We start from the raw sequence: 26,235 nt of genomic DNA, 5'->3' as shown, positions 1-26,235 counted from the left end.
AAAATAACAGCAATGAAACGTGCAATTTTCCCTGGATCGTTTGATCCCATTACTCTTGGCCATTATGACATTATAAAACGAGGGGTGACACTTTTTGATGAAATTATTGTTGCTATAGGCGTAAATTCTGAAAAAAATTATATGTTTTCTCTTCAAGAACGCATGGCGTTTATAAAAGAAGCTTTTAAAGATGAGCCTAGAATAAAAGTCGTTAACTACAAAGGGTTAACTGTTGATTTTTGTCTAAAAAATGATGTCCCTTTTATATTAAGAGGTTTAAGGAATCCTGCCGATTTTGAGTTTGAAAAAGCTATTGCACACACCAATCGGGATTTGGCTCCTATTGAAACTGTTTTTTTATTAACAGCCGCAAAAACATCTTATATTGCCTCCTCTATTGTTAGAGACGTTATTAGAAATAATGGAGATTACACCAAACTAGTTCCTAAAAGTGTAAGAATTAAGCAGTAGCGCGCCTATGTTTTTTTATGGCTTTATTTAAAGCCTCTACAAAATCTGAAGTTATAAACGGTTTTAAAACATAACCGTCAAGTTCATATTTCTCGATTTTAAATTCAACTTCTTCTGAAGAAGCTGCGGTTAAAGCCACAATAGGGATATCTTTATTAAACTCCCGAATCTGCTCTGTTGTTTCATAACCATTTAATCCCGGCATATGTAAATCCATTAAGATACAATCGAAGGCTTTAACTTTCACTAAATCTATTGCCTTTCTACCAGACTCAACTGCTTCCGACTCTATATTTAAGTGGCCTAACACACGTTTTGTAACCAATCTATTAATTCTATTGTCATCAACAATTAAAATGTTACTGCCTTCAATTTCCTTTTGTAGAAGAGAATACAATTCAACTACATTATTGTTTTTTTGACTTTTCTTAAATGATAATTCAAAAAAGAAAGTACTTCCTTTTCCTTCTTCACTTTCTAATTGCACTTTACTACCCATAGCCGTAACTACACGCTTTACTATAGAAAGCCCTAAACCTGTTCCTTTATAAGACTTCTCTACTTTTGCATGCTCTTGATAAAAATCCTCAAACACTTGATGTTGCTTCTCTTTAGGAATCCCAACACCAGTATCTGCGACTTCGAAATAAAGCTTTATATCGTCTTCTAATTCCTCTAGTTTTTTTATAGTGACTGTTATGCGTCCATTATTAGTAAATTTTACAGCATTGGAAATTAAGTTTATGAAAATTTGAGAGATTTTTAAAGAATCTCCAACCAGTACATCTGGAATAGAATTATCATAAACGAGATGAATTGTATTATTACTATCCCGTAAAGCAAACTCTAAGCTTTCAATAATATTAGCTAGTATGTTTTTTAAATCGAAATCTAACTGTTGTATTTTCATTGTTCCCGACTCCACTTTATTAAGTTCTAGCACATTGTTTACTAGTGATAGTAAATGATTTCCAGAGAATTGCAACGACTCTAAATATTCTCTATGTCTTACATTTACATCTTCTCTAAGAAGTAAGTTAGACAACTCAATAACAGCATATAATGGCGTACGTAATTCGTGACTAATTTCTGAATAAAAATCACTTTTGACTTTAGATAAGTTCTCGGCTCTCTCTTTCGCCCGTTTTAATTCTTTAACCTTTATATATAACAAAAAAGCCAACAATAATAATACTAAAACAAATAAGCCCAAAATAATATTATAGCCTCTAGTTTCTGTAATAACTGCTTCTTGTATTGCGTTTTCCTTTTCTTTAAGTTTTAATTTTAAACCATTTTCTTTTAGAAAATTATCTGCCTCTACTTGTTTTGCCTTTTCATATTGCTCTATAGAAGATACAGAGTCCTTTACTGTGACATACTCATTTAAAGCGGCATATGCTTTTTCGAAATTTTTATCTTCAGCGTTTATAATTGAGACCGTAGAATGTGCACCTGCTAAAACATTTAAATAATTATATTTTTTAGAAAACGCTATAGTCTTATTGTAATATTCAGTAGATTTTTTGTAATTCCCTAACTTATAGTGAACAAAAATAAGAATTTGAGAAATTTCACCGATAATGGCTTCTCCTTCATAATAACGTTCTGCAAGACCCTCTGCCTTAGAAAGATATATTAGACTCTGTTCATAATCATTATCTTTGTCGTCATCCTGTCCTACAAAATTTAAGCCTATATTGAATAGCGGGTAGACCGATTGTTTGGGAGAATTGCTCTTTTCTGCTAATTCTAATGATTTTTTAAAAAATGAACTTGATGTAGAGAAGTCATCATAAACTCTGTAATTAACACCTAGATTACTATAGGCTAGAATAATTTTAGAGGTATCTTTTAGTTTTATATATAAATCCTTCGCCTTAAATAAATAATGAAAACTCAAAGAATCATTATTAACAAAGTAATGGGCATTACCGAGAACATTATAAGCTCGTGCTCTTAGATTATCATCATTGACCTCAATAGAATATTCAAGCACTTTGGTACTTATTTCTATAGCTTCTCCATATTTATTTCGTTGGCAAAGTTCAAATGCGCTTTCTATTTCCTTGTACATTGGATCAATAGAAGTTTCTGACTCCTGTTGTGCATGAGTTGTAACAATAGAAATCAATAAAAAAACCAAGTTATAGTAAATCTTCTTCATATGAGATACAATTTCTTGAGTGTAATGTACTAAAAAAAACAACACAAAATGTATTTCATCGAAAAAAAACACACTTTTATCGAGTTTTTACGGTTTTAACCTTACTTTTTAGTTGCATTATGTTACCCGAAAAAAAATTAGCAAACCTCTAGACCTACGCTAAAGGGTATCATAAATCATGAATATCTTGGATGATGACTTCTCTAAATTTCGGACTTACCCTATAAAGTATTTCCTTAAAATTAACCCTTAAAGGTTTTAATTTCTTGGTTATGATTTTGGATTCATCTCTTTTAATACCCTTGAAAATAGTATTTATTGCAGAAATAATTGCTCTTTAAAAACTGCAATCGCATCCGTTTCTGAAATTTTAGACCTAACTCTAAAACGAGACCTCGAAAAGGTTACAATTACTATCATAAACACAAAAACACCAACTTCGCGAAGGCTTCTTGCTCTATTAAAAGGAAGAGCTGTCATTAGACATAATGGTAATTACACTACATAACAGCGAAAAAGGACATGCGTTAAGTTGTAATTTCATTTCTGTTTTGTTTTGCCTTGTTAATAGTTTCAACAAAATCTACGGTAAAAAATGGCTTCATAATATAACCATCCATATCATAATCATTTATTTTACTTTCTACTTCTTCAGTAGATGCCGCCGTTAATGCGACGATGGCTATGTCTTGATTAAATAATCTAATCTGCTTGGCTGTTTCATAACCATCTAATTCTGGCATATGTAAATCCATTAAAATACAATCAAAATGTTCTATCTTAATAATTTCAACAGCTTCTGCTCCAGAAGCTACAGCTTTAGCTTTTATATTTAATTGATCTAATACTTTCCGAGTGACTAATTGATTAACCTTATTATCATCTACAATCAAAATATTAAAGTCTTTAATCTGTTGTAGGTGATCTTCGTAGATGACTGTTGACAAGTCCGCTTTTTTGCTTTTTCCAAAATCAAGTTCAAAATAAAAAGTAGCCCCTTCGTTTTCATTACTTATTACAGCGATATCGCTATTCATCGCTGTAAGCATACGTTTTACTATAGACAACCCTAAACCTGTGCCTTTATAAGATTTCGAGTTCTTAGAATGTTCTTGATAGAAATCTTCAAACACTTGACCTTGTTTTTCTTGAGAAATTCCTAGTCCGTTATCTGAAACCTTAAAATATACAGTTACCTTTTCATCAAACTCTTCTACTTTATTAATAACAACATCTATATGACCGTCATTAGTGAATTTTATAGCGTTTGATATTAAATTAATTAATACTTGTGATAACTTCAATGAATCTCCAACCAATACGTCTGGAATACTACTGTCAAAATTTAAATTAATGGTATTATTACTATCGCGCAAGGCATATTCTAAGCTATCGATAATATTAGAAATAAGGTGTTTTAAATCAAACTCCGATAGCTGAATCTTTAGTTTTCCAGATTCAACTTTATTTAATTCGAGAACATTGTTGATCAAAGACATGAGATGATTGCCAGAAAACTTAAGAGACTCCAAGTATTCTTTGTGTGTGGCATTTATATTTTCTTTCAATAAAAGCCCTGACAACTCTATTACTGCGTATAATGGCGTCCTTAATTCGTGGCTAATTTCAGAGTAAAATTCACTTTTGGTTTTGGACAAATTTTCAGCTCTGTCTTTAGCGCGTTTTAATTCTTTATTCTTGTTATACAATAAAAAAGCGAGTACTAATAATGCTGAAATAAATAATACCAAAATAATATTATAGCCTCTGGTTTCTGAAATAACAGATTCTTGTATGGCGTTTTCCTTTTCTTTAAGTTTTAGTTTTATATCATTTTCCCTTAGAAAATTATCTGCCTCTACTTGCTTTGCTTTTTCATATTGTTCTAAAGAATAGACAGAATCTTTTACAGCAATATATTCATCTAGAGCAGCATACGCTTTTTCAAAGTTTTTATCTTCAGCGTTTACATAAGCGATATTAGAATGTGCTTCTGCTAAAACATCTAAATAATTATACTTTTTAGTAAACGCTATGGTCTTATTGTAATACACAATAGATTGCTTTGTATTACCTAACTTGTGATAAACATATATTAAAACTGAAAAGATTTCGCCTTTAATAGCTTCACTTTCGTAATACTGTTCAGCAAGATCCTCTGCCTCAGAAAGATAAATAAGACTTTCTTTATAATCGTTATCTTCATCGTCCGCATGACTTACTAGATTGAAACCAATATTGTAAAGCGGATAAACAGATTGTACTGGCGATTGGCTCTTTTGTGCTAGCTCCAATGACTTTTTAAAAAAAGCACTGGATTTCTCCAAGTCACCATAAGCTCTATAATTAACCCCAATGTTATTGTAGGCTATAATAATTCGTAAGGTATCTTTTTCCTTAATAAATAAATCTTTGGACTTAAATAAATAATCAAAACTTAAAGAATCATTTTTAACAAAATAATGGGCATTGCCTAAAACATTATATGCTCGTGCTCTAAGATTATCATCATTTACTTTAATAGAGTGGCTTAGTACTTTGGTACTTATCTCTATAGCCTCTCCATATTTGTTTCGTTGACAAAGTTCAAAAGCGCGTTCTATTTCCTTGTACATTGAATCAATAGGAGTGGTAGACTCCTGTTGTGCATGTAGCGGTACAAGGGTAATTAATAGAAGAACAAAGCTATAGTAGGTCTTCTTCATTGGGGTACAATTTCTGTGTCGCAATGTAGTAAAAAAACTCACAAAACAGCATTTCATCACTTAAAAACATACTTTTATCGGTTTTTTCACCTGTTTTAAGATGCCTTTTAGATTACAGTTTATATTCTGAAAGCGATTTGGTAAACCGTTCTGGATCTGCTGCTAGGTGGTATCGCGGGTCATCGATATCTTCAATGATGACTTCTCTAAATTTCGGACTTGCCTTATAAAGTAACTCTTTACAATCTTCGCTTAAATGTTTTAATTTAATGCTTTTGCCTTCGGCTTCATATTTTTCAACAAGATTAAAAATAGCTTCTAATGCAGAATGATCACTTACCCGCGATTCTACAAAATCAATTTCTACCCTATCTGGATCATTTTTTGCGTCGAATTTATCGTTAAACGCAGTAATACTTCCAAAGAATAAAGGTCCCCAAATTTCATAAACTTTGGTACCATCTTCCTTTACGCGTTTTCTTGCTCTAATTTTCTTAGCATTTTCCCAAGCAAAAACTAATGCCGAAATAATAACACCTACAAAAACGGCAATCGCCAAATCATAAATTACAGTTACCGCACTTACGATCACCAATACGAAGGCATCTGTTTTTGGAATTTTACGCATGATTCTAAAACTAGACCATGCAAAGGTTTCAATAACCATCATAAACATTACCCCTACTAATGCCGCAATTGGTACTTGCTCTATTAATTTATCTGTAAATAAAATAAAAGTTAATAAAGTTAAAGCTGTCATGATACCAGATAAACGGCCGCGTCCGCCAGCATTTATATTAATAACGGTTTGACCAATCATACCACAACCTCCTGTTCCTCCAAATAAGCCACTCATTATATTTCCTGCACCTTGAGCGATACATTCTTTATTTCCATTTCCTCTAGTTTCGGTAAGCTCATCTACCAGGTTTAACGTCATTAAAGATTCAATTAAGCCAACCGAAGCAGCCAGAAAGGCAAATGGTAATATAAATGTTAAGGTATCCATATTAAAAGGTAAATTTTGCCATAACTCCATATTTGGTGTTGGAAACTCTCCTTTCAAACCCGTTCCACCACCTTCAATAATGTAAGAACCTACTGTATTTACTTCTATTCCAGAAAACACCACGATAAAGGTAGTGATTAAAATAGCCGTTAAAGAGGCTGGAATCTTTTTAGTCAACTTAGGTAATAACCAAATAATCAACATGGTTAACGCAACAAGACCAATCATCATATACAATTCTTCGCCTTGCATATAAGTACTTATATATTCTTTTACACCATCTTTACTAACGGCGACCTTTTTATGTGTAAACATTTTTACTTGCGCCCAAAAAATGACAATCGCTAAACCATTAACAAACCCCATCATTACAGAATGTGGAATCAAACGAACAAATCGTCCGAGTTTAAAAACGCCAGCACCAATTTGAATAACCCCCATTAATATTACACAAGCCAAAAGATAAAAATACCCCATATTATCTATAGGTTGGTCAAACAACATGCCTTTCGTATGACCTTCAGCTATCATGGTTACAAATATAACAGCTACTGCTCCTGCGGCTCCAGAAATTAATCCTGGACGGCCACCAAAAATAGCAGTGATCAAACCAATAATAAAGGCGCCAGAAAGCGCTACTAATGGATCTATTTGTGCTACAAAAGCAAAAGCAACTACTTCTGGTATCATCGCTAAAGACACCGTAATCCCCGCTAAAACATCGTTTTTTGCAGTGGCTCTTTGTTTTCTAAAATATGCTGTCATAACCTCTATTTTTAAAGCGGCAAAAGTACGTTTAATTGTTATCTTAGCAAAGACGCAATTACTATATTTGTTTCACATAAATTCACTAAATCGTTTGAAATGAAAAAAATAGCACTGGCCGCATTAATTATTTTTTGTTTTAGCTGTCATTCAAAAAAAGAATATGATTTTACTACCGTTTTTGAAACCTCAGAAGGGACAGAAACCGCTACCTACTTCGAAACGATTCAATATTATAAAAATTTAGCAGACTATTATTCTGAAATTTCAATCGATTCAATAGGCGAAACCGACTCAGGAAAACCACTACATATCGTCACCTTAAATCCAGAATCTAATTTTGATTTTTCAGACATTAGAAAAAATAAACGTATTCTTTTAATTAACAATGGTATTCACCCAGGAGAAAGTGACGGTATTGATGCCACCATGCTATTGTTCAGAGATATTATACAAGGCAAAATAAAGATGCCAAAACATACGGTTATAGTGACTATTCCTATTTATAATATTGGTGGTAGTTTAAACCGTAACACCGGGACACGCACCAATCAAAATGGACCAAAAGAATATGGGTTTAGAGGCAACGCCCGTAATTATGATTTAAATCGCGATTTTATAAAGAGTGACACAAAAAATGCCAAAACCTTTGCTAAAATCTTTCATACCGTACAACCTGATGTGTTTATAGATAATCACGTGAGTAATGGTGCAGACTACCAATATACATTGACTCACTTATTTACACAGCATAATAAATTGGGAGGGGAACTCGGACACTATTTACACACTGAAATGATGCCCAAACTGGAGCAAAAATTAGAAGCCAAACAGTGGGACATTACCCCTTATGTAAACGTTTTTAATAGTGTTCCAGAAAAAGATTTTTCACAATTTATGGATTCGCCAAGATACTCTACTGGCTACACCACTTTATTTAACACCTTAGGCATGATGGTAGAAACACACATGCTAAAACCATATAAACTACGTGTAGAAGGCACTTACGAACTTATGAAAAGCATGTTAGTTATTATTGAAGAAGACCACGAAAAAATTAAAACACTAAGACAGGATTTTAATAAGACGCTAATAGCAAAAAATAACTATCCGTTACAATGGGAAATAGACACAACTAAGGCTACAACTTTAAATTTCAAAGGCTTTGAAGGCAACACAATTGATAGTGACCTTACCGGAGCAAAACGTTTAAAGTACGACACTTCAAAACCGTTTGTTAAACCAGTAACTTATCAAAATTACTTTAAACCTACTTTAGAAGTAAGCATACCAAGCGCGTATGTAATTCCTCAAGGTTGGTGGCATGTTATGGCGTTATTAGAATTAAACCGTGTCCAATTTAAAGTATTAGAAAAAGATTCTACACTTCCCGTTACATCCTACAAGATTGAAAACTACGACACGCGTAAGCAAGCCTATGAAGGTCACTATTTTCATTATAATACCAATGTAAAAACGACTCAAGAACAAATTGCCTTTAAAAAAGGGGATTATATTATTAACACAAACCAAAACGGCCTCCGTTATTTACTAGAAACCTTAGAACCTCAAGCACCAGATTCCTTTTTTAATTGGAATTTTTTCGATACCATTTTGCAGCAAAAAGAAGGCTTTTCACCTTATGTCTGGGAAGATAAAGCTAAAACCTTATTAGCTGAAAATCCTAAACTACAAATTGCTTTTAATATTAAAAAATCTTACAACCCTGACTTTGCGAACAATTGGTATGCACAATTAGAGTGGCTACATAAAGAAAGTGAAAACTATGAGAAAGCACATTTACAATATCCTGTTTACAGAATAGAATAAGCGTATTCTTTTTATTTTTTTTACTTACAAATTTAAAATAAACACGACTGTTTTTTTTAGTATTTTATTAGGATAGAACACGAGCAAACCATTATAATATATGCCATTAAAAATATTTTCAGTGCTATGTGAAACCAATTAAAAAATACTATAGTTTTGTTTGAAATTTACACCACGGCTTAGACCTTAAATGAATAAATACATAGTTGTCAATCAGCCTGAAAAATGGCATTTTTCGATAGAGAATATCAAGGTGATTTCTTCGCAAGACTACCTTACCGATCCTCAGTTTTCACTTTTAAAGAAAGCTAGAATATTTAATCTTTGTAAAGATTACAGTTATCAATCAAAGGGCTACTATGTCTCACTTTTAGCTGAAGCTAGAGGACATTTAGCCATTCCAACGGTTAGAAATATAGTAGATTTAAAGACACTGAAATTGGTTAAAATAGTTTCAGATGAGTTTGATGATGTGATTCAGCAGAGTTTAAAAAACATTAAGTCTAGAGAGTTTACATTAAGTATTTATTTTGGTCAAAATGTAGCTCAAAAATACAAAGCACTAAGCAGCTTGTTTTACAAGCATTTTCAAGTCCCTTTTCTACGGGTCAAGTTTTATCATAACACCAAATGGAACATACAAAGTATTAGAGCAATTTCAGAATCTGAAATCCCGAACGAGCATTTAGAAAGTGTACATGTCTTTGCAAACCAATATTTCTCTAAAAAACGTTACGACACACCTAAGCTAACAACTTCTGATTTTGATCTGGCTATTTTAGTTAATCCAAACGATCCTGCACCTCCAAGTAATACCAAAGCTTTAAAAAAGTTTATAGATATTGCCGAAAAGATGAATATTTATGCTGAAATTATTGAGCCTAAAGATTTAAGTCGCTTATCCTCTTTTGACGCCTTGTTTATTCGCCAAAGCACAGAAGTTAATAATGAAGCGTATGCCTTTGCGCGTAAAGCACAACAAGAAGGTCTTGCGATTATTGACTACCCTGATGCTATTTTAAAATGCTGTAATAAAGTCTTTATGGCCGAAGCTTTAAACAATGCGCATATCGCAACCCCAAAAACCCTTATTGTACATAAAGATAACCGCGAATTTGTAATGAAACAAGTTGGTTTGCCTTGCGTTTTAAAAGCTCCTGATTCTACCTTTTCTTTTGGTGTAAAAAAGGCAAAAACAGAAAAAGAATACAATACGCTAGTCTCTGAAATGCTAAAAGAGTCTGATCTTATTATTGCACAAGAATTTTGCCCATCAGATTATGATTGGCGGATTGGTATTATAGACGACAAACCCTTTTTTGCCTGCAAGTATTATATGGCAAAGGGACATTGGCAAATCTATAATTGGAATGCCAAGAAAAAGAATGATCAAGATGGAGATGCAGAGTGTTTACCTATTGAAGACGTACCAAAAGAGGTTATACACATGGCTTTAAAATCGGCAAAACTAATGGGCAAAGGTTTATATGGCATTGATATAAAAGTAGTAGACAACAAACCGATGGTTATTGAAATTAATGACAATCCAAATATAGATTTTGGCGTAGAAGATGCTCATTATGGTGATTTGGTGTATACTAAGGTGCTTTCAGCATTAAAAAAACGATTAGAATAATATGGGTAAAAAATATCACCTTTTTGAAGTTTTTGGTATCGAATTGGAATACATGCTTATTGATACGTCTTCTTTTAAAATTGCGCCTATCGTTGACACCTTATTAACAGCAAAAAATGGCACATTAACCTCAGATATTGATAATGGAACGGTTGCCTGGAGTAATGAGTTAGTCGCTCATGTTGTTGAAATAAAAACCAATGGTCCAACTGCGAATTTAGAGACGCTTTCAGAAGACTTTCATAACAACATCTTAGAAATAAATAGTCTTTTAAAACCCCTAAGCACGAAATTATTACCAACGGCATGTCACCCTTTAATGAATCCATTACGGGACACGCAGCTTTGGAAACACAGCTATAGTGAAGTGTACGAGTTGTACAATCGTATTTTTGACTGTAAAGGTCATGGCTGGAGTAATGTGCAAAGTACACATATAAATTTACCCTTCTACGATGATAAAGAGTTTGAAAAACTACATGCTGCTATTCGCATTATTTTACCACTATTGCCCGGTTTATGTGCCAGTTCTCCAATTTTAGAAGGCCGCGTTACTGATTTTAAAGACACCCGTCTGGAATACTACAAAAACAATCAAAAAGAGATTCCAGAGATGACTGGTTTAGTTATACCTGAACGTGTTTTTAGTAAAGTAGATTATTATGCGACAATTTTTGAGCCTATTAATAAGGCCATTAAGAAGTACGATACTAATAATATTTTAGATCATCATTTTTTAAATTCTCGAGGGGCTATCGCACGTTTTGACAGAAATGCCATTGAAATCAGATTAGTTGATATTCAAGAGTGCCCAAAAGCAGACATTGCCATTTGCGTATTGATTATTGAAGTCTTGAAAAAACTAGTTAACGGTGAATTAGCGCCCTTGAAAAACCAAAAGAAATGGTTAAAACAAGACTTGTTTCAAATTCTTAATGCTACAATAAAAGATGCTGAGAATTATAATATTTACAATACTGATTACCTGGAATTATTCAATATGAACGCGGGTACTTCAGTCAAAAATCTTTGGAAGCACTTGTATGAACTGGTAAAAGACAACCTCTCTGACAACTATCAAAACGCGATTGAAATCATCCTCGAGCACGGCACATTATCGACCAGAATTCTTACTGCTCTAGAGGAAGACTCTTCAGAAAAAAACATTAGAATCATCTATAATCAATTAGCAGATTGCTTAGAAAGCAACACTCTTTTTATTCCGAAAAAATAAAATGAAACTTGTATTAACCTGTGAGCATGGCGGCAACAATATCCCAGAAGAATATACCGCCATTTTTAATAACAAGGAAGCGCTAAAGTCACATAGAGGTTATGACCTAGGCGCTTTAGATGTATTTAATTATTTAAAACCATTGGCAGCCTATTCTAATTATAGTGAAACAAGCCGACTGTTAATAGAATTAAACCGCTCCTTACACCACAAGTCTTTGTTTTCGGAATTCTCCAATTCACTAACGAGTGAGTCAAAGAAAAAGATTATTAAAGATTACTATTTGACGTATAGAAACACTGTAGCATACGAAATAAAAAAGCTAATAAAGGTCAGCCACGTTTTACACCTGTCTATCCATTCGTTCACTCCCGTTTTAAACCATGTGGTAAGACACTGTGATATTGGTATTCTTTATGATCCTTCTAAACCAAACGAAAAACAGATTGCTTTGAAACTAAAAAAAGCTATACATACTATTAACCCAAAGTGGTTGGTTCGTTTTAACTATCCATACTTAGGAAAAGCCGATGGATTTACCACGTATTTAAGGCAGCAAACAGAAAAAAACTATAGCGGTCTTGAGATTGAAATCAATCAGCAGTTTTCAAGTAAAAACAAGATGAATTATCAGATAAAAGAAGACCTATATGCTGCTATTGAAGACATAGTCAATACCGTTAAAGTCTAAAAACTATTTTCATCAGCCTACTTAATGGCTAAGAAAAAAGGGGCTGCTAATTTTAAAAAAATAAGATAGATTAATAAATAACCTTCTAAATCAACAGCTTAATATTAGCATAAGAATTCTCTAAGGCGTCTTCTGAGTCTTGCTTATTTAGCCATTCTACTTTTGTAATCCCTTCATTCTCTTGTGGCAAAAGTGTTCCCTCGTAGTCTGTAGACATTTCAAACCAATACGTGATTTTTATTTTAAGCTTACCATTACGTCTAAACAAATGATAAGTGGTCTCTAATGGTTTTTCAATTTTCAACCCTTTAACTCCTGTTTCTTCTTCAACCTCTCTTATCGCTGTTCTTTCTATAGTTTCCTTTCCTTCAGCTTTTCCTTTAGGTAGATCCCATTTATCATTTCTGTAAATAAATAAAACGGACTTGTTTTTATTATATACTTTGCCGCCACCAGCAATAACATTAGGCAACTTTTTTAGAAACTTTTTTAAAATGGTATCTTTATTATGATGAATTAACCGTACATGCCTTATTTTTTTCTTCTTTAAAGCGTTGATTACTTGCTCCATATCAACACCCTTCAATAAAAAATTTTTAAAATCAGTTTCTTTTTCAACTTCCGTTGTTAAAATAATAGGCTTGTCGTTTACAAAAATACGATACATCATAGTATGTCGAACAGTTAGTGTTGGTAAAAGTATTATTTTTTGATTTAGTTTCTTATATCTTAAAAAGATATTTTTTTATGCAATCAAATAATACTTAAAAATGAAATTATTGTTATTTTTGCAACTATGATTTTCGATAAACACATTGCCAGACAAGCCGCAAAAGTTTTACTTCAAGTAAACGCAATTAAATTAAATCCGGAAGATCCTTTTACATGGGCTTCAGGTTGGAAATCTCCAATTTACTGCGACAACCGTATTGTACTCTCTTTTCCTCTAATTCGAAATTATATACGTGAGGAAATGAGTAAATTTATTGAACAACATTACGGGAGACCAGATGTTATAGCAGGTGTAGCAACAGGAGCAATAGGCATTGGCATGCTAGTAGCGGAGTATCTTGGCCTGCCCTTTGTATACGTAAGACCAGAAGCTAAAAGTCATGGGAGACAAAATCAAATTGAAGGTTTCCTTGAAAGCGGACAAAATGTAGTTGTTATTGAAGACCTGATAAGCACAGGAAAAAGCAGTCTTAATGCGGTTAGAGCTTTAAAAGAAGCAAATGTGAATGTAAAAGGAATGCTTGCCATCTTTAGCTATGATTTTGATATCGCCAAACAAAATTTTGAAGCTGAACACATAGAACTAAATACTTTAAGTAACTACGAAAACTTACTTCTTGAAGCAGCAGAAGCGAATTATATTTCTCAAGAACAATTAAAAACTTTAGCCGATTGGAATGCCAATCCTGGCGCATGGCATGCGAATTGATTGTGACCATACTATTGTTTTAAATTAGTCAACACAATCAAGTAAACACCAACTAATAAGCTATATAGAATGAACTTAGAATCACAAAAAGTAACACTACAAAAATCTGCTCAGGAAACTTTCGATTTTTTAAATACTATTGAAAATTTCGAATCTCTAATGCCCGAAAACATTAGTAAATTTGAAGTTATAGACAAGGAAAAATTTCTTTTTGCTTTAAAAGGCATGCCAGAAATCGTACTTAAAAAGAAAGAAGCTATACCACCAAATAAAATTGTTTTAGGAGCTGCTGGGGGCAAAATAGATTTTTCTTTGATTGGAAATATCACAGAAATTGATGCCAATACCAGCGAAGTACAATTAAATTTTGAAGGCGAATTTAATGCGATGATGGCCATGATGATAAAAGGTCCAATAAGTAAATTTATTGAGACTCTAGCGACAAATATGCGTACTGCTTTTTAGTAACGTAACTTTATTTCATTTAAGCTAAACTCTTTAATAATGGCATCTTCTAATAAAACGATTAGATTTCCTGTATTAGAAATACCTTGAATAAATCCAGAAAATAATTCACCTTCAACGTTTTCAAATGTTGAAGGTTTATTTTTTCTAAAAAGCTGAGCTTCATAGGTGTGTTTTAGCATTTCTATTTCTCCAGATTCTAAAAGCGAAAAATAATACTTTAAATTTATTAATAAGTGTTGGAGTACTTCATCCAAATCAAAGGTTTTTCCACTAATTTTTTTTAAAGAAGAGGCACGCGGTAAATGCTCAAATTCAATTTGATTAACATTTAAGCCAATGCCAATAATACTGTGAGCAAGCTTGTTTTGTTTAATGACATTTTCAATTAAAATACCCGCTATTTTTTTGTCTGCTGACAAAATGTCGTTAGGCCATTTCACAAACAATTTAGATATATTATAAGCCTCCAGTGTTTTAGTTATTGCTAAAGCTGTGACTATACTGAGATAGAATTGGCGCTCAAATGACACCCCATGAAGGTGCTTAAACACACTAAAAGTAAGGTTTTTTGATGATTTAGAGTTCCACTCATTACCCATTCTCCCCTTGCCTTTAGTTTGTGCTTTGGCGATAACAACGGTATAATCTTCAAGTGCATCTGCACTGCTAATCTCTTTCAAGAACGTGTTTGTAGAATCGATGGCATCAAGTTTGATTATACGCATATAAATTGGTTATCTTCGTAGTTAAAATAAATTGCAAAATCTTATGATTAATTTAAAGTATAAAGAACCAAAAAATAATAACTTTGCACAAATTAAATCTAATTAATGGTTAAAGAACAAGCAAACGCAGATTTACTAATTACAACAATAATTGGTGGCATTGAAGATGTAAAAGGAAAAGAAATAAATATTCTAGATTTAAGAGAGATTGAAAATACCGTTTGCGATTATTTCGTTATTTGTGAAGGTACCTCTAACACTCAGGTTAATGCTATTGTTAACTCGATCCAGAAAAAAGTTAGCAAAGAACTAAAAGACAAGCCTTGGCATATTGAAGGTGAAGACAACGCTGAGTGGATTTTAATGGATTATGTAAATGTAGTGGTTCATGTTTTCCAAAAACACATTCGCGAGTATTATGACATTGAAAGTCTTTGGGGAGATGCAAAAACCACCATAATCGAATCAAAATTTTAAATCCATTTCATGGCAGAAAAAAATAAAAAACAAGAAGCACCTAAGAAACCAAAATTCAATCCATATTGGATTTCAGGAGGCTTAATATTGGCACTAATATTTTCTCAATTCTTTTTTAATAATGGTCCAGACGATTCGAGTAAAATAAATACTTCTGAATTTTTTGAATACCTCGAAAAGGGAGATATTAAAAACTTTAAAGTTGTACAAAACTCTAAAAAAGTAAAAATATTCCTTACAAAAGAAGCAAAGGATGACGCTACACACAAAAAAGCGGCAGAGCGTTCGGTTTCGGTATTTGGTGCTGCTGTTCCAAACTACTATTACGAATATGGTAGCCAGGAGATTTTTGAAGAAGAGTTTAAAAGAATCATTAAAGAAAACAATTTAACTACTAATTACGAATTCGAAACAGAGAGTGGCACTTTTGGCGACTTATTAATTAATTTCTTACCCTTTATTCTTTTAATCGCTGTTTGGATTTTCATCATGCGCAGAATGTCTGGCGGTGCCGGAGGCGGTGCTGGTGGACAGATTTTTAATATCGGAAAATCTAAAGCCAAGCTATTTGATGAAAACACAAAAGTAAAAACGACTTTTAAAGATGTTGCCGGTTTAGAAGGTGCAAAAGAAGAAATACAAGAAATTGTAGATTTCCTTAAAAATCCTGAAAAATACACCTCACTTGGCGGTAAAATACCAAAAGGAGCGCTTTTAGTTGGCCCTCCTGGAACAGGAAAAACCTTATTAGCAAAAGCCGTTGCAGGTGAAGCTAAAGTACCTTTCTTTTCATTATCTGGTTCAGATTTCGTTGAAATGTTCGTAGGTGTTGGTGCTTCTCGTGTTAGAGATTTATTTAAACAAGCTAAAGAAAAATCACCGGCTATTATTTTTATAGATGAAATTGATGCTATAGGTCGTGCTCGTGGTAAAAATGCAATGTCGGGAAGTAATGACGAACGTGAAAACACCTTAAACCAACTTTTAACAGAGATGGATGGCTTTGGCACAAACACAAACGTAATTGTTATCGCTGCCACAAACAGAGCAGATATTTTAGATAAAGCACTTATGCGTGCTGGCCGTTTTGATCGACAGATTTATGTAGATCTACCAAATTTAACAGAGCGTCGTGCTATTTTTGAAGTGCACTTAAGACCGTTAAAAAAAGCAGAAGGTTTAGATATCGATTTCTTATCTAAGCAAACACCGGGCTTTTCTGGTGCAGATATTGCTAATTTATGTAACGAAGCGGCATTAATTGCTGCAAGAAAAAATAAAAAGGCAGTTGAAAAACAAGATTTCTTAGATGCTGTAGACAGAATTGTTGGCGGATTAGAAAAACGTAGCAACTTATTTTCTGTTGAAGAAAAGAAAACGATTGCCTACCATGAAGCTGGTCATGCAACAGTAAGCTGGTTCTTAGAACATGCAGATCCTTTAGTAAAAGTAACCATTGTTCCTAGAGGTCGTTCACTTGGTGCGGCATGGTATTTACCACAAGAAGCTTACATTACCAGAACGAGCAAGTTTTTAGATGAAATTTGTGTTACTATGGGAGGGCGTGCTGCAGAAAAAATTATTTTCAATGAAATTTCAACGGGTGCTTTAAGTGACTTGGAAAATGTGACCAAAAAAGCCAAAGCAATGATTATGATCTATGGCTTGAATGAAAAAGTTGGAAACATCACTTTTTATGATCCTGCAGGTGAAAATGGCTTTGTAAAACCATACAGTGAAAAAACAGCAGAACTTATTGATAATGAAATAAAAGATATCGTAGAAACACAATACAAACGTGCGGTAAATCTATTAGAATCTAAAAGAGATGTTTTAGATAAATTAGCGGAAAGACTTATAGAGCGTGAGGTGATTTTCAAAGATGATCTGGAAGAAATCTTAGGAAAAAGACCGTTTAGTATGCCAGAAAATGAAATACTAAAAGAAGGCGAAAAAGAGGACGAAAAAGTAGAGAAAATAGAGAAAGAAGAAAAAGAAGATAAAAAATAAGTCGTTTTCTATCAACAATATTAAAAATCTCAAAATAACAACCTTTGTTAATTTGAGATTTTTTATATTTGAGAAATACCCAAATTTTTCAGGTTAATAGCAAACAATACATGAGCATATTTAGAAACATTTTTCGTTCTAAATCTAATAAGGAGAAAGAAGAAATAAAAAATCTAGACAGGGGTAAGCATATGCCTCCTGTAAAACTCCCAATAGACGAAAGTTTTACAATAAACTTTAAAGCTAATGGCGGGAAGTTTCTCTATTGCGAAAGCCTTAATGAAGTCCACGAAAACATTAATCACATTCTTGAAGAAAACAATTGGCTAGAACAATCAGGCTACTTCTACGACGAAAAATTAAAAGCTAAATTTAAAGATGCCAATCTAAATTTAGGCAGTCTAAATGAAGCTACGTATTTTTTTACCACTTGTGAAAATTTGATTTCAAACGATGGCTCCATTTTAGTTTCCTCTTTACAAATTGCCGAAAAAAAGCTAATAGAATTTCCTAATAATTTTATCGTTTTTGCGACTACTAGTCAAATTGTAACAAATATTGGAGAAGGTTTACGCCAAATCAAAAACAGAAACACAAAAAAAATCCCTACTAACATCACGACTATCAAACACTTTAAGGATGTTGCTGAAAAAGACTTTTTAAGTTATGGCAGTGCTACAAAAAACTTATATTTGTTGCTACTTGAAGACTTATAATTAATGAAAGAAACAGCTACTAGAGCCTTATCTGGGTTACTTTATATTACAATACTCTTAACGTCGTTGTTAAATGAGCATGCGGCAATTGTTGTGTTTTTCATCTTTGGGATCATCTGCTTGGTAGAGTTTAATAGGCTCATCCAACTTAAAAGCTTTATGCCTTATATCGTATTTACTATCCTCTATTTCATTTTTGGCTACTGGCAGTCCCTAATGAATTCTACAGAAGGTTTAAGGGAAGCAACCAGTATTTTACATGTGATCACTATTTTCGTGCAGTTACTATTAATTAAGGATTTATTTTCAGAAAAAGTAATTCCTTTATTTGAATCTAAACGCTTTATATTAACCACCTTTTACTTATCTAGTGCTTTTGTTTTTTTAATATTAATTGCAAATTATAAAAATGAGTATACTCCAAAGCTTTTATTAGGTTCTTTTATCCTTGTGTGGGTTAACGATACCTTTGCATATTTAATAGGAAGGCAATTTGGTAAGCAAAAATTATTTCCTAGTATTTCGCCTAAAAAAACAGTTGAAGGCTTTCTTGGCGGATTATTATTTGCCTGCATTGCAAGCTATTTTATTACTACCTTTACAGAAACATTAAGTTTTAATAACTGGCTTACTCTAGCGGTAATTATTAGTGTGATTGGTACAGTTGGCGATTTCATAGAATCCAAATTTAAACGTCAAGCCAATGTAAAAGACAGTGGTGTAATTATGCCAGGCCACGGCGGCCTATTAGACCGTTTTGATAGTATTATTTTTGCGGCACCGTTTATATATTTATTTTTAACAATAGTTCAATATGTTTCATAAAGAAGGTCATAAAATAGTTGTAATTACTTTTATTATAGTCATTGCCTTAGTATTACTTGTAGATAGGTTTATATATGTATCGTGGCTTCAATATCTTTTATTTGCGATATCTGGAATCTTTTTATTTCTAATCCTTCAATTTTTTAGAAATCCAAAACGAAACTTATTTAGTGGAGATCACGCTGTAGTCTCACCCGTTGATGGTAAAGTCGTGGTGATTGAAGAAGTTTTTGAAAAGGAATATTTTAAAGACAAACGTTTACAGGTAAGCGTGTTTATGTCGCCTATAAATGTGCATGTTACCCGTTATCCAATCGCAGGAAAAATTGCTTTTAGCAAATACCACCCCGGAAAATACTTAGTCGCATGGCACCCCAAAGCCAGTGAAGAAAATGAACGCACAACGGTCGTAATAGAGAGTAAAAGCTATGGTAAAGTTTTATATCGCCAAATAGCCGGTGCACTGGCTAAGCGTATTGTTAATTATGCAAAAGAAGGGGAATTAGTCACTCAAGGAAGTGATTCTGGATTTATAAAATTTGGATCACGAGTAGATTTATATTTACCTATAGGTACCAACATCAAAGTAGAACTGAATCAAAAAGTTCGTGGTGGTGAAAGTATTATTGCCGAAATGTAATGACTTCAAAAGAGATAAATATCGAATTTGAAGATGCTGTAGAGCGCATAAATGCACATACAGAACCTTTCCCTGCAGATTTTTTGCTTCGTTTGTATGCCTATTATAAAAAGGCCACAAATAATTACGAAAGACCCAGTAGTAGAACCCCAATTATTAATGCGTTTAAAACGAACGCACTCTTTCAAATACAGCAAATTTCAGAAGACGAAGCCAAACAAGCCTATATTGATTTGGTGAAAAATTATTTTTTATACCGTAAGTAGTCACTTCTGGTAACGGTTTTTTGTTATGCCCTATAATTAATCAACCACAAATTCCAAAACCTGCCCTGTTGCGCCATTAGGAAAACCAATCCCCAATAAAGCAGAAATGGTTGGTGCTATATCTGTGATTTCAGTTTTTACTAATGTACTACCTTTTTTAATACCTTGACCATAAAACAATAAGGGCACATGCGTGTCATAACTTAAACCAGAACCATGTGTCGAGCCTGTTTTTGGATAGCTAATCACAGCTGGATCGTAAACGTAGAGTATATCTCCAGAGCGTTTTTGATGGTAACCATTTTGCAACAAGGCTTCAATGCCTTTCGTATAATTAGAGGTTTGCATTGCTTCTGCTGAAAACACCTTATCAATAGCTTTATAATTAATCAATTCATTAACTAAAGCGTTTTGTACTTCATCGAGTTCTATATTTAAAGAATCAAGTTTTTCTTTATTTAAAAACAGTTGGTTATTACTAATGTTCTCTATTAAATCAGACGCATTAAATTGCTGTAACATAAAAGTATTTAATTGACTACTGAAAGCTCTTCCGTCAAAATAACCGGATGGTATCTTAACACTCTGCAAATAACCCGGCACATCAATAGCACCATGATCTGAAGTTAAAAAAACAGTGTACTCACCTACTCCAACCTTAGTATCTAAGGCGTTAAACAAGCGCGCTAAATCTTGATCTAACCGTAAATAAGTATCTTGTATTTCTTTAGAATTCACTCCAAAATTATGGCCGATATAATCTGTACTAGAAAAACTAACTGTTAAAACATCTGTAATTGCATCATGTCCTAATTGCTCGCCATCCAGTGCTGCTATTGCAAAATCGGCAACAATACTATTACCGTAAGGGGACGCCTTAATAATATCAAAACCTGCATTTTCATCTTTTAAAGCTGCTAGGTCATAGGGAAATGTAGCGGTATCTTTTCCATTAAAACCAGCTTCAAACGTGTTTAAATCACTTCCGCTTTCAGTATAACTCTCAATAGCATACAAGGTATTCCATACCTTTAAATAACTTTCAGCAACATCAGAACTATTAAAATCCTGAACCCATTGCGGCAATTCATTCATATAATAAGTACTGGTAATAAAGTTACCTTCTTCCCTTCCTCTAAACCAAAACGCCCCATTTGCAGCATGTCCTGCTGGTAAAATGGCACCGCGATCTTTAATAGAAACACCAATGGTTTTTCCTTTAGACTGTGTAAATAATCTGTTCTCATCTCCAAACGTTGTGGTTTTCATGCGGTGAGGAGACATACGCTCATATTCAGAATCAGTCCCAACAGCTAAAACATTAGGATCTCCTGCACAATAGACCGTTTCTTTTTCAAATTTATCATACCAATTATTAGCAATCACACCGTGATTTTTTGGTGTGGTGCCCGTATAAATAGACGCATGCCCTGGGCCCGTATAGGTAGGAATATAATTATAATGATTGTTTTTACAATTAAAACCATCATTTACTAGGCGTTTAAATCCGTCAGTGCCATACTTTTCATAAAACCGTGTCAGATAATCATATCGCATTTGGTCAATAACGATTCCAACTACTAATTTAGGTCTGGTAGCAATAACCGATTCAATACCTGAAGGTTTTCCGGTCGATACCGTATTTTGTGCTTTACAATTAAAAAGTAATACCGTTAAAAATATGCTCAATCCGAATCTCATTTTTCTACGCTTTTAGTGTACTTGCCAAAAATACATTATTTTAAGAATCTTAATTTAAATTTATCGCTAAATACATTTCATATTTTTATACTTTAGCGTAATAAAATGACCTATGCAGTACCTTCATAATATTGGCACATACTTTTTAATGGTTATCGAGATGTTTCGTAAACCAACTAAATGGTCCGTTATGAGACATCTTATTCTAAAGGATATCGATGATCTTATTATAGGTTCGTTAGGAATTGTTGCTTTTATTTCTTTTTTCGTAGGTGGTGTAGTGACTATACAAACGGCTTTAAATATTGATAACCCATTAATTCCAAAAGAATTGGTAGGTTTTGCAACCAGACAATCCATACTTCTGGAATTCGCCCCTACTTTTATGTCTATTATTATGGCTGGAAAGGTTGGTTCATTTATTACTTCTAGTATAGGTACTATGCGTGTTACTGAGCAAATTGATGCCTTGGAAGTTATGGGTATTAACTCTATTAATTACCTTGTTTTTCCTAAATTTATAGCCATGGCTTTTTATCCATTTGTGATTTCTATAGCTATGTTTCTGGGCATTCTTGGTGGTTTAGCTGCTTGTGTTTATGGCGGCTATTCTTCAGCAGATAGCTTTATTACTGGTTTGCAGCAGGACTTTGAACCCTTTCATATTGCTTATGCTTTTATAAAAACCTTTTTGTTTGCTTTTGTTTTAGCTACGGTTCCTTCTTATCATGGGTACTTCATGAAAGGTGGTGCACTGGAAGTAGGAGAAGCGAGTACAACTTCTTTTGTATGGACTAGTGTCACTATTATTTTATTAAACTATTTAGCAACCCAACTCCTTTTAAGCTAATGATAGAAGTTAAAAATTTACATAAGTCATTTGGTGATGCTCACATTTTAAAAGGGATAAGCACGACTTTCGACAAAGGCAAGACTAATTTAATTATTGGACAAAGTGGCTCTGGTAAGACTGTGTTTTTAAAATGCCTGTTAGGTCTGTTTGATTACGAGCAAGGGAGTATTGAATACAACGGTGAAATCTTTGCTAATTTATCTGAAGACAAAAAACGCGACATGCGTGCTAAAATGGGTATGGTATTTCAAGGAAGTGCACTTTTTGATTCATTAACTATTGAAGAAAACGTCATGTTTCCATTGCGTATGTTTACTAAAATGAAACGTGATGAAATGCGAGAACGAGCAGATGTTGTGCTTAAGCGTGTGAATTTAGATGATGCCCATAAAAAGATGCCAAGTGAAGCCTCTGGTGGTATGCAAAAACGTGTGGCTATAGCTAGGGCGATTGTAAATAATCCTAAATATTTGTTTTGCGATGAACCTAACTCTGGTTTAGATCCAAAAACAGCCATAGTAATCGATAATTTAATTAAAGAAATTACTGAAGAATACGATATTACTACTGTTATTAATACCCATGACATGAATTCGGTAATGGAAATTGGCGAAAAAATTGTGTTCTTAAAAGATGGGTTAAAAGCCTGGGAAGGCTCAAGGCAATCTATCTTTAAAACAGACAATGAAATTGTAACCGATTTTGTATACTCTTCTGAGCTATTTAAAAAAGTGCGCCAAATGTATTTGGATGAGGATGATTAATTCCGTTTTACCACAATATTCTTAGATTTTGTTTCTTCTTTAAGCCATTCTCTTAACTCTTTTTCTTTTTTCAATTTCAAGCTATCATTCAAATTAGCATTCCATTTTACCAAAGCCATAGAAACGGTATCTATTCTTATAAAATCTTTAGACTCTAACATTTTAGCGTAACTAAAAAACTCTAAATCTTTAAACCTGATTTTAGCTTCTTTTGCGAGATTCGTAAATGATATCTGATTTTGCGTATTGCTTTTTTGCTCTAGCTGAAGGTTTAAGTTATTCATTTCAGTTTGTAGTGCTTCTATTTGTTTTTGTAAACCTGCAACAATATTTTCACTTCTATCTAAATCTTCATACGCACGATCTAAAGATTTTGAAATACGATCGACACTTCTTGTTTTATTCGCATTGATAATTAAATCAAAATCTTTGATGTTGCCATAATCTGTCCCTTTTTTTAATTCATTTTGCAAATCGGTAATGGTAGCATCTGCTAGTTCCCCATTAAAATATAAATTAATTCTTCTATTTTCTGGATCTAAAACGCCTCTATGTAACCACAAATTGTCATTAGCAACAATTTCATTCGCAATATAATTACTGTAATCCATTTCATATTTACTTTCTTGTAAAACATTATAAAAGGTTATTGATGCTGGAACCATAACAATAATTGCTAACAAAGAAGCAAAACGAGCAATGCGTTTACGCTTAGCAGAATTAGCATACTTAAGCATCGGAAACCTTAGTATTTTAAGAATTAAGAAAGTCGCCAACGCAATAAAAATAGTGTTGATAGTAAACAAATACATGGCACCTCTAAAGTAAACCCAATTCCCTTTTGCTAAGCCATAACCTGCCGTACAAAGTGGTGGCATTAAAGCTGTCGCTATGGCAACCCCAAAAATCACGGAAGCAATGGTTCCTTTTTTAGTTCGTGCTATAATTAAAGCTGAACCTCCAAAAAAAGCAATTAACACATCGCGAATATCTGGACGTACGCGCCCCAAAAGCTCAGACGTGTCTTCACTTAAGGGAAAGAAATAAAAGAATAAAAAAGCCGCCAATAAACTTAAAACAATCATGATTGCTAAGTTTATTAAAGAGCGTTTAAGCGTATCAATATCATTAATTGCAATGGCTAGGCCAATACCTAAAATAGGCCCCATTAAAGGAGAAATAAGCATGGCGCCAATTACTACAGCAGGTGAGTTTGCATTTAAGCCAACGGAAGCCACAAAAATAGAACAGACCAAAATCCATGCTGTGGCGCCTTTAAAAGAAATATCGGCTTTTATGGCTAGAATGGTGGCATCACGATCGGTATCGTTTCTAAAATCGAGAAGCTCATTTAAAAAAGACCGAATACTTTCAAAAAAACTTTTGGCCTCTTTCTTTACTGCTTCTTTAGATTGTTTTACCGCTTCATCTTTTATAGCAGCCTCATCTTTAAGTTCTTCATCAGAGAAATTAAATTTATTTTCTTCAGTCATATCTTTAAAATTTCACTTTAAAAATTCCATATGCCAAACTCGACACATGCGTAATAATCTTAAACCAAAGATTAAAACAAAGTTTTTTTTTAACCATGTTGCGTTCCAAATTTGTCTTTAACCTGCTGGAGTACTTTTTTAATATCTTGTTCTTTGTGCTTCGGATAGATAAGTAAAACCTCCTCTTTATCCACAATAATATAATCTTTCAAGCCATCCACAACCACAATCTTGTTGTCTTTGGTTCTAATCATATTTCCAGAAGCATCCTCGGTTAATGTTCGCGCATTTACTATGGCGTTATCGTTCTCGTCCTTATCTAATTTATCGTACAAACTTCCCCAGGTACCCAAATCATTCCAATCAAAAGTCGCTGGCAAAACATAGACGTTATTTGATTTTTCCATAATGGCATAATCCACAGAAATATTTTCAGCCTTACTATAGTTCTCCTTAATAAAATCGTCTTCAGCTTCAGTATTATAAACCGAAGCACCATTTTTAAACAATTTAAAAAGTGCCGGCTGGTTCTTTTCAAAGTTATCGATTACGCTTTTTACGCTCCACATAAATATACCCGCATTCCATAAAAAATTACCTTGTGAGATAAAGTTTTTGGCTGTTTCGTAGTCTGGTTTTTCTCTAAACTGGCGGACTTCTTTTATTACTTCCTCGGAAGTACTCTCAAATTCAATATAACCATAACCCGTATTAGGAAAGGTGGGCTGAATGCCTAAGGTCATTAAAGCCTTATTTTTAGAACAAAAGTTAAAGGCCTGCTGCACATTATTAGTAAATGCTTTTTCATCTTCAATCCAGTGATCGCTAGGTGCAACAATCATGATCGCCTCTGGATTTTCTTTCTGAATTTTTAATGAGGCATATAAAATACAAGGCGCCGTATTACGCATGGCTGGCTCTAAAACGACTTGTCTTTTAGTGACTTCAGGTAGTTGTTCAAAAACCAGATCGTTATAACGTTCATTCGTTAAAATAAAAATATTTTCCTTCGGAATTAGATTTGCTAAACGATTAAAAGTTTTTTGAATCAGCGTATCACCTGTTCCTAGCATATCATGAAATTGCTTAGGAAAATCCTGAGTACTTACTGGCCAAAATCTTGAGCCTACTCCTCCTGCCATTAGTATGGCATAATAATTTTTATTTTTCATAGTCGTTCTTTCCTCTGATTGTATTTTATTATAAATTTATTTGAACATAATGGCTACTAACTACAAAGGAATGACAAGTACTCTGTTTTCCTTATTTCCATTACACTTCTTTAGGCTAAGCGTTACTGCTTAAAACAAAAATATATGTTCATTTTAGCAATGCTCAGGCCTAGTGT

Annotated in this window: 24 protein-coding genes; 15 read left to right on the top strand and 9 right to left on the bottom strand. The window is 33.3% G+C overall.

Features of this window, described 5'->3' with window-relative positions:
* The first annotated feature begins 12 nt into the window (after window positions 1–12).
* Window positions 13–471: a pantetheine-phosphate adenylyltransferase gene (coaD, locus tag GQ46_RS14090; RefSeq protein WP_044403308.1), complete on the top strand. Its 459-nt coding sequence runs from the start codon at window positions 13–15 to the stop codon at window positions 469–471.
* Here the strand turns inward: coaD and GQ46_RS14085 are convergent.
* The 4 genes from GQ46_RS14085 to GQ46_RS14075 all read right to left on the bottom strand — a co-directional run bounded on the left by GQ46_RS14085 (window position 461) and on the right by GQ46_RS14075 (window position 7,117).
* Entirely contained in the window at window positions 461–2,638 is a 2,178-nt protein-coding gene (locus tag GQ46_RS14085) for an ATP-binding protein (protein WP_044403306.1), read from the bottom strand. The genes coaD and GQ46_RS14085 overlap by 11 nt on opposite strands.
* A gap of 315 nt (window positions 2,639–2,953) precedes the next feature.
* Window positions 2,954–3,118: a hypothetical protein gene (locus tag GQ46_RS17780; RefSeq protein ID WP_156133216.1), complete on the bottom strand. Its 165-nt coding sequence runs from the start codon at window positions 3,116–3,118 to the stop codon at window positions 2,954–2,956.
* A gap of 47 nt (window positions 3,119–3,165) precedes the next feature.
* Window positions 3,166–5,343 (bottom strand): ATP-binding protein, encoded by a 2,178-nt coding sequence (locus GQ46_RS17230; RefSeq protein ID WP_052503490.1) that lies wholly within the window; start codon window positions 5,341–5,343, stop codon window positions 3,166–3,168.
* A gap of 112 nt (window positions 5,344–5,455) precedes the next feature.
* Window positions 5,456–7,117: a SulP family inorganic anion transporter gene (locus GQ46_RS14075; protein ID WP_044403304.1), complete on the bottom strand. Its 1,662-nt coding sequence runs from the start codon at window positions 7,115–7,117 to the stop codon at window positions 5,456–5,458.
* A gap of 99 nt (window positions 7,118–7,216) precedes the next feature.
* Between GQ46_RS14075 and GQ46_RS14070 the strand changes: the two genes are divergently transcribed.
* From GQ46_RS14070 to GQ46_RS14055, 4 genes are all read left to right on the top strand, one after another.
* Complete coding sequence (locus GQ46_RS14070) at window positions 7,217–8,947, top strand: M14 family metallopeptidase (protein ID WP_044403302.1); 1,731 nt, start codon at window positions 7,217–7,219, stop codon at window positions 8,945–8,947.
* A 190-nt stretch (window positions 8,948–9,137) separates the two neighbouring features.
* A complete protein-coding gene (locus tag GQ46_RS14065) occupies window positions 9,138–10,583 on the top strand; it encodes a RimK family protein (protein ID WP_044403300.1) in 1,446 nt (481 codons plus the stop codon).
* Between the two features lies 1 nt (window position 10,584).
* Entirely contained in the window at window positions 10,585–11,817 is a 1,233-nt protein-coding gene (locus GQ46_RS14060) for a glutamate-cysteine ligase family protein (protein ID WP_044403299.1), read from the top strand.
* 1 nt (window position 11,818) lies between these two features.
* Window positions 11,819–12,508, top strand: a complete 690-nt coding sequence (locus tag GQ46_RS14055) for an N-formylglutamate amidohydrolase (protein ID WP_044403297.1) — start codon at window positions 11,819–11,821, stop codon at window positions 12,506–12,508.
* A gap of 85 nt (window positions 12,509–12,593) precedes the next feature.
* Here the strand turns inward: GQ46_RS14055 and GQ46_RS14050 are convergent, their stop codons facing one another.
* A complete protein-coding gene (locus GQ46_RS14050; protein ID WP_044405112.1) occupies window positions 12,594–13,175 on the bottom strand; it encodes an NUDIX hydrolase in 582 nt (193 codons plus the stop codon).
* Between the two features lie 129 nt (window positions 13,176–13,304).
* Between GQ46_RS14050 and pyrE the strand changes: the two genes are divergently transcribed.
* Together pyrE and GQ46_RS14040 are read left to right on the top strand one after the other, a co-directional pair.
* On the top strand, window positions 13,305–13,949 hold the full coding sequence (gene pyrE / locus GQ46_RS14045; protein WP_044403295.1) for an orotate phosphoribosyltransferase: 645 nt from the start codon (window positions 13,305–13,307) through the stop codon (window positions 13,947–13,949).
* Between the two features lie 69 nt (window positions 13,950–14,018).
* Entirely contained in the window at window positions 14,019–14,414 is a 396-nt protein-coding gene (locus GQ46_RS14040) for an orotate phosphoribosyltransferase (RefSeq protein ID WP_044403293.1), read from the top strand.
* On the opposite strand, the gene GQ46_RS14035 is transcribed toward GQ46_RS14040, so the two are convergent.
* Window positions 14,411–15,142 carry a biotin--[acetyl-CoA-carboxylase] ligase gene (locus tag GQ46_RS14035; protein WP_044403292.1) on the bottom strand — a complete coding sequence of 244 codons (732 nt, stop codon included), beginning with the start codon at window positions 15,140–15,142 and terminating at the stop codon, window positions 14,411–14,413. The two genes, GQ46_RS14040 and GQ46_RS14035, sit on opposite strands and share 4 nt — an antisense overlap.
* Window positions 15,143–15,247: 105 nt before the next feature.
* Here GQ46_RS14035 and rsfS point away from each other — a divergent pair, with 105 nt between their 5' ends.
* From rsfS to GQ46_RS14005, 6 genes are all read left to right on the top strand, one after another.
* Window positions 15,248–15,619: a ribosome silencing factor gene (gene rsfS / locus GQ46_RS14030; protein ID WP_044403289.1), complete on the top strand. Its 372-nt coding sequence runs from the start codon at window positions 15,248–15,250 to the stop codon at window positions 15,617–15,619.
* A 9-nt stretch (window positions 15,620–15,628) separates the two neighbouring features.
* Entirely contained in the window at window positions 15,629–17,629 is a 2,001-nt protein-coding gene (ftsH, locus tag GQ46_RS14025) for an ATP-dependent zinc metalloprotease FtsH (protein WP_044403287.1), read from the top strand.
* Between the two features lie 110 nt (window positions 17,630–17,739).
* Window positions 17,740–18,345 (top strand): LUD domain-containing protein, encoded by a 606-nt coding sequence (locus tag GQ46_RS14020; RefSeq protein WP_044403285.1) that lies wholly within the window; start codon window positions 17,740–17,742, stop codon window positions 18,343–18,345.
* Window positions 18,346–18,348: 3 nt separating this feature from the next.
* A complete protein-coding gene (locus GQ46_RS14015) occupies window positions 18,349–19,170 on the top strand; it encodes a phosphatidate cytidylyltransferase (protein ID WP_044403282.1) in 822 nt (273 codons plus the stop codon).
* The gene (locus tag GQ46_RS14010) at window positions 19,160–19,810 is read left to right on the top strand and encodes a phosphatidylserine decarboxylase family protein (protein ID WP_044403279.1); all 651 of its coding nucleotides are present in this window, start codon (window positions 19,160–19,162) and stop codon (window positions 19,808–19,810) included. Before GQ46_RS14015 ends, GQ46_RS14010 begins: the two co-directional genes overlap by 11 nt.
* Window positions 19,810–20,076, top strand: coding sequence for an acyl-CoA-binding protein (locus GQ46_RS14005; RefSeq protein ID WP_044403274.1), 267 nt, complete (start codon window positions 19,810–19,812; stop codon window positions 20,074–20,076). Before GQ46_RS14010 ends, GQ46_RS14005 begins: the two co-directional genes overlap by 1 nt.
* 36 nt (window positions 20,077–20,112) lie before the next feature.
* Here the strand turns inward: GQ46_RS14005 and pafA are convergent, their stop codons facing one another.
* Window positions 20,113–21,777: an alkaline phosphatase PafA gene (gene pafA / locus GQ46_RS14000; RefSeq protein WP_044403271.1), complete on the bottom strand. Its 1,665-nt coding sequence runs from the start codon at window positions 21,775–21,777 to the stop codon at window positions 20,113–20,115.
* A gap of 112 nt (window positions 21,778–21,889) precedes the next feature.
* Here pafA and GQ46_RS13995 point away from each other — a divergent pair, with 112 nt between their 5' ends.
* Together GQ46_RS13995 and GQ46_RS13990 are read left to right on the top strand one after the other, a co-directional pair.
* The gene (locus tag GQ46_RS13995; RefSeq protein WP_044403269.1) at window positions 21,890–22,627 is read left to right on the top strand and encodes an ABC transporter permease; all 738 of its coding nucleotides are present in this window, start codon (window positions 21,890–21,892) and stop codon (window positions 22,625–22,627) included.
* Window positions 22,627–23,394 (top strand): ABC transporter ATP-binding protein, encoded by a 768-nt coding sequence (locus GQ46_RS13990; RefSeq protein ID WP_044403266.1) that lies wholly within the window; start codon window positions 22,627–22,629, stop codon window positions 23,392–23,394. Before GQ46_RS13995 ends, GQ46_RS13990 begins: the two co-directional genes overlap by 1 nt.
* Here GQ46_RS13990 and GQ46_RS13985 read toward each other — a convergent pair.
* Together GQ46_RS13985 and GQ46_RS13980 are read right to left on the bottom strand one after the other, a co-directional pair.
* The gene (locus GQ46_RS13985) at window positions 23,391–24,887 is read right to left on the bottom strand and encodes a DUF389 domain-containing protein (protein WP_044403263.1); all 1,497 of its coding nucleotides are present in this window, start codon (window positions 24,885–24,887) and stop codon (window positions 23,391–23,393) included. The two genes, GQ46_RS13990 and GQ46_RS13985, sit on opposite strands and share 4 nt — an antisense overlap.
* Before the next feature lie 89 nt (window positions 24,888–24,976).
* A complete protein-coding gene (locus GQ46_RS13980) occupies window positions 24,977–26,059 on the bottom strand; it encodes a mannose-1-phosphate guanylyltransferase (RefSeq protein ID WP_044403261.1) in 1,083 nt (360 codons plus the stop codon).
* Between the last annotated feature and the right edge of the window lie 176 nt (window positions 26,060–26,235).

It is taken from the genome of Lacinutrix sp. Hel_I_90, assembly GCF_000934685.1.
Lineage (GTDB): Bacteria > Bacteroidota > Bacteroidia > Flavobacteriales > Flavobacteriaceae > Lacinutrix.
This window is presented reverse-complemented; position numbering and strand designations above follow the sequence as displayed.

Bases quoted from the DNA above. Each gene is read 5' to 3' on its own strand.
- pyrE (WP_044403295.1), top strand. From the start codon at position 13,305: ATGATTTTCGATAAACACATTGCCAGACAAGCCGCAAAAGTTTTACTT.
- GQ46_RS14065 (WP_044403300.1), top strand. From the start codon at position 9,138: ATGAATAAATACATAGTTGTCAATCAGCCTGAAAAATGGCATTTTTCG.
- GQ46_RS13985 (WP_044403263.1), bottom strand. From the start codon at position 24,887: ATGACTGAAGAAAATAAATTTAATTTCTCTGATGAAGAACTTAAAGAT.
- pafA (WP_044403271.1), bottom strand. From the start codon at position 21,777: ATGAGATTCGGATTGAGCATATTTTTAACGGTATTACTTTTTAATTGT.
- GQ46_RS14015 (WP_044403282.1), top strand. From the start codon at position 18,349: ATGAAAGAAACAGCTACTAGAGCCTTATCTGGGTTACTTTATATTACA.
- GQ46_RS14050 (WP_044405112.1), bottom strand. From the start codon at position 13,175: ATGTATCGTATTTTTGTAAACGACAAGCCTATTATTTTAACAACGGAA.
- GQ46_RS13980 (WP_044403261.1), bottom strand. From the start codon at position 26,059: ATGAAAAATAAAAATTATTATGCCATACTAATGGCAGGAGGAGTAGGC.
- rsfS (WP_044403289.1), top strand. From the start codon at position 15,248: ATGGTTAAAGAACAAGCAAACGCAGATTTACTAATTACAACAATAATT.
- coaD (WP_044403308.1), top strand. From the start codon at position 13: ATGAAACGTGCAATTTTCCCTGGATCGTTTGATCCCATTACTCTTGGC.
- GQ46_RS17780 (WP_156133216.1), bottom strand. From the start codon at position 3,118: ATGACAGCTCTTCCTTTTAATAGAGCAAGAAGCCTTCGCGAAGTTGGT.
- GQ46_RS14040 (WP_044403293.1), top strand. From the start codon at position 14,019: ATGAACTTAGAATCACAAAAAGTAACACTACAAAAATCTGCTCAGGAA.
- GQ46_RS14035 (WP_044403292.1), bottom strand. From the start codon at position 15,142: ATGCGTATAATCAAACTTGATGCCATCGATTCTACAAACACGTTCTTG.
- GQ46_RS14085 (WP_044403306.1), bottom strand. From the start codon at position 2,638: ATGAAGAAGATTTACTATAACTTGGTTTTTTTATTGATTTCTATTGTT.
- GQ46_RS17230 (WP_052503490.1), bottom strand. From the start codon at position 5,343: ATGAAGAAGACCTACTATAGCTTTGTTCTTCTATTAATTACCCTTGTA.
- GQ46_RS14075 (WP_044403304.1), bottom strand. From the start codon at position 7,117: ATGACAGCATATTTTAGAAAACAAAGAGCCACTGCAAAAAACGATGTT.
- GQ46_RS13995 (WP_044403269.1), top strand. From the start codon at position 21,890: ATGCAGTACCTTCATAATATTGGCACATACTTTTTAATGGTTATCGAG.
- ftsH (WP_044403287.1), top strand. From the start codon at position 15,629: ATGGCAGAAAAAAATAAAAAACAAGAAGCACCTAAGAAACCAAAATTC.
- GQ46_RS13990 (WP_044403266.1), top strand. From the start codon at position 22,627: ATGATAGAAGTTAAAAATTTACATAAGTCATTTGGTGATGCTCACATT.
- GQ46_RS14010 (WP_044403279.1), top strand. From the start codon at position 19,160: ATGTTTCATAAAGAAGGTCATAAAATAGTTGTAATTACTTTTATTATA.
- GQ46_RS14055 (WP_044403297.1), top strand. From the start codon at position 11,819: ATGAAACTTGTATTAACCTGTGAGCATGGCGGCAACAATATCCCAGAA.
- GQ46_RS14060 (WP_044403299.1), top strand. From the start codon at position 10,585: ATGGGTAAAAAATATCACCTTTTTGAAGTTTTTGGTATCGAATTGGAA.
- GQ46_RS14005 (WP_044403274.1), top strand. From the start codon at position 19,810: ATGACTTCAAAAGAGATAAATATCGAATTTGAAGATGCTGTAGAGCGC.
- GQ46_RS14020 (WP_044403285.1), top strand. From the start codon at position 17,740: ATGAGCATATTTAGAAACATTTTTCGTTCTAAATCTAATAAGGAGAAA.
- GQ46_RS14070 (WP_044403302.1), top strand. From the start codon at position 7,217: ATGAAAAAAATAGCACTGGCCGCATTAATTATTTTTTGTTTTAGCTGT.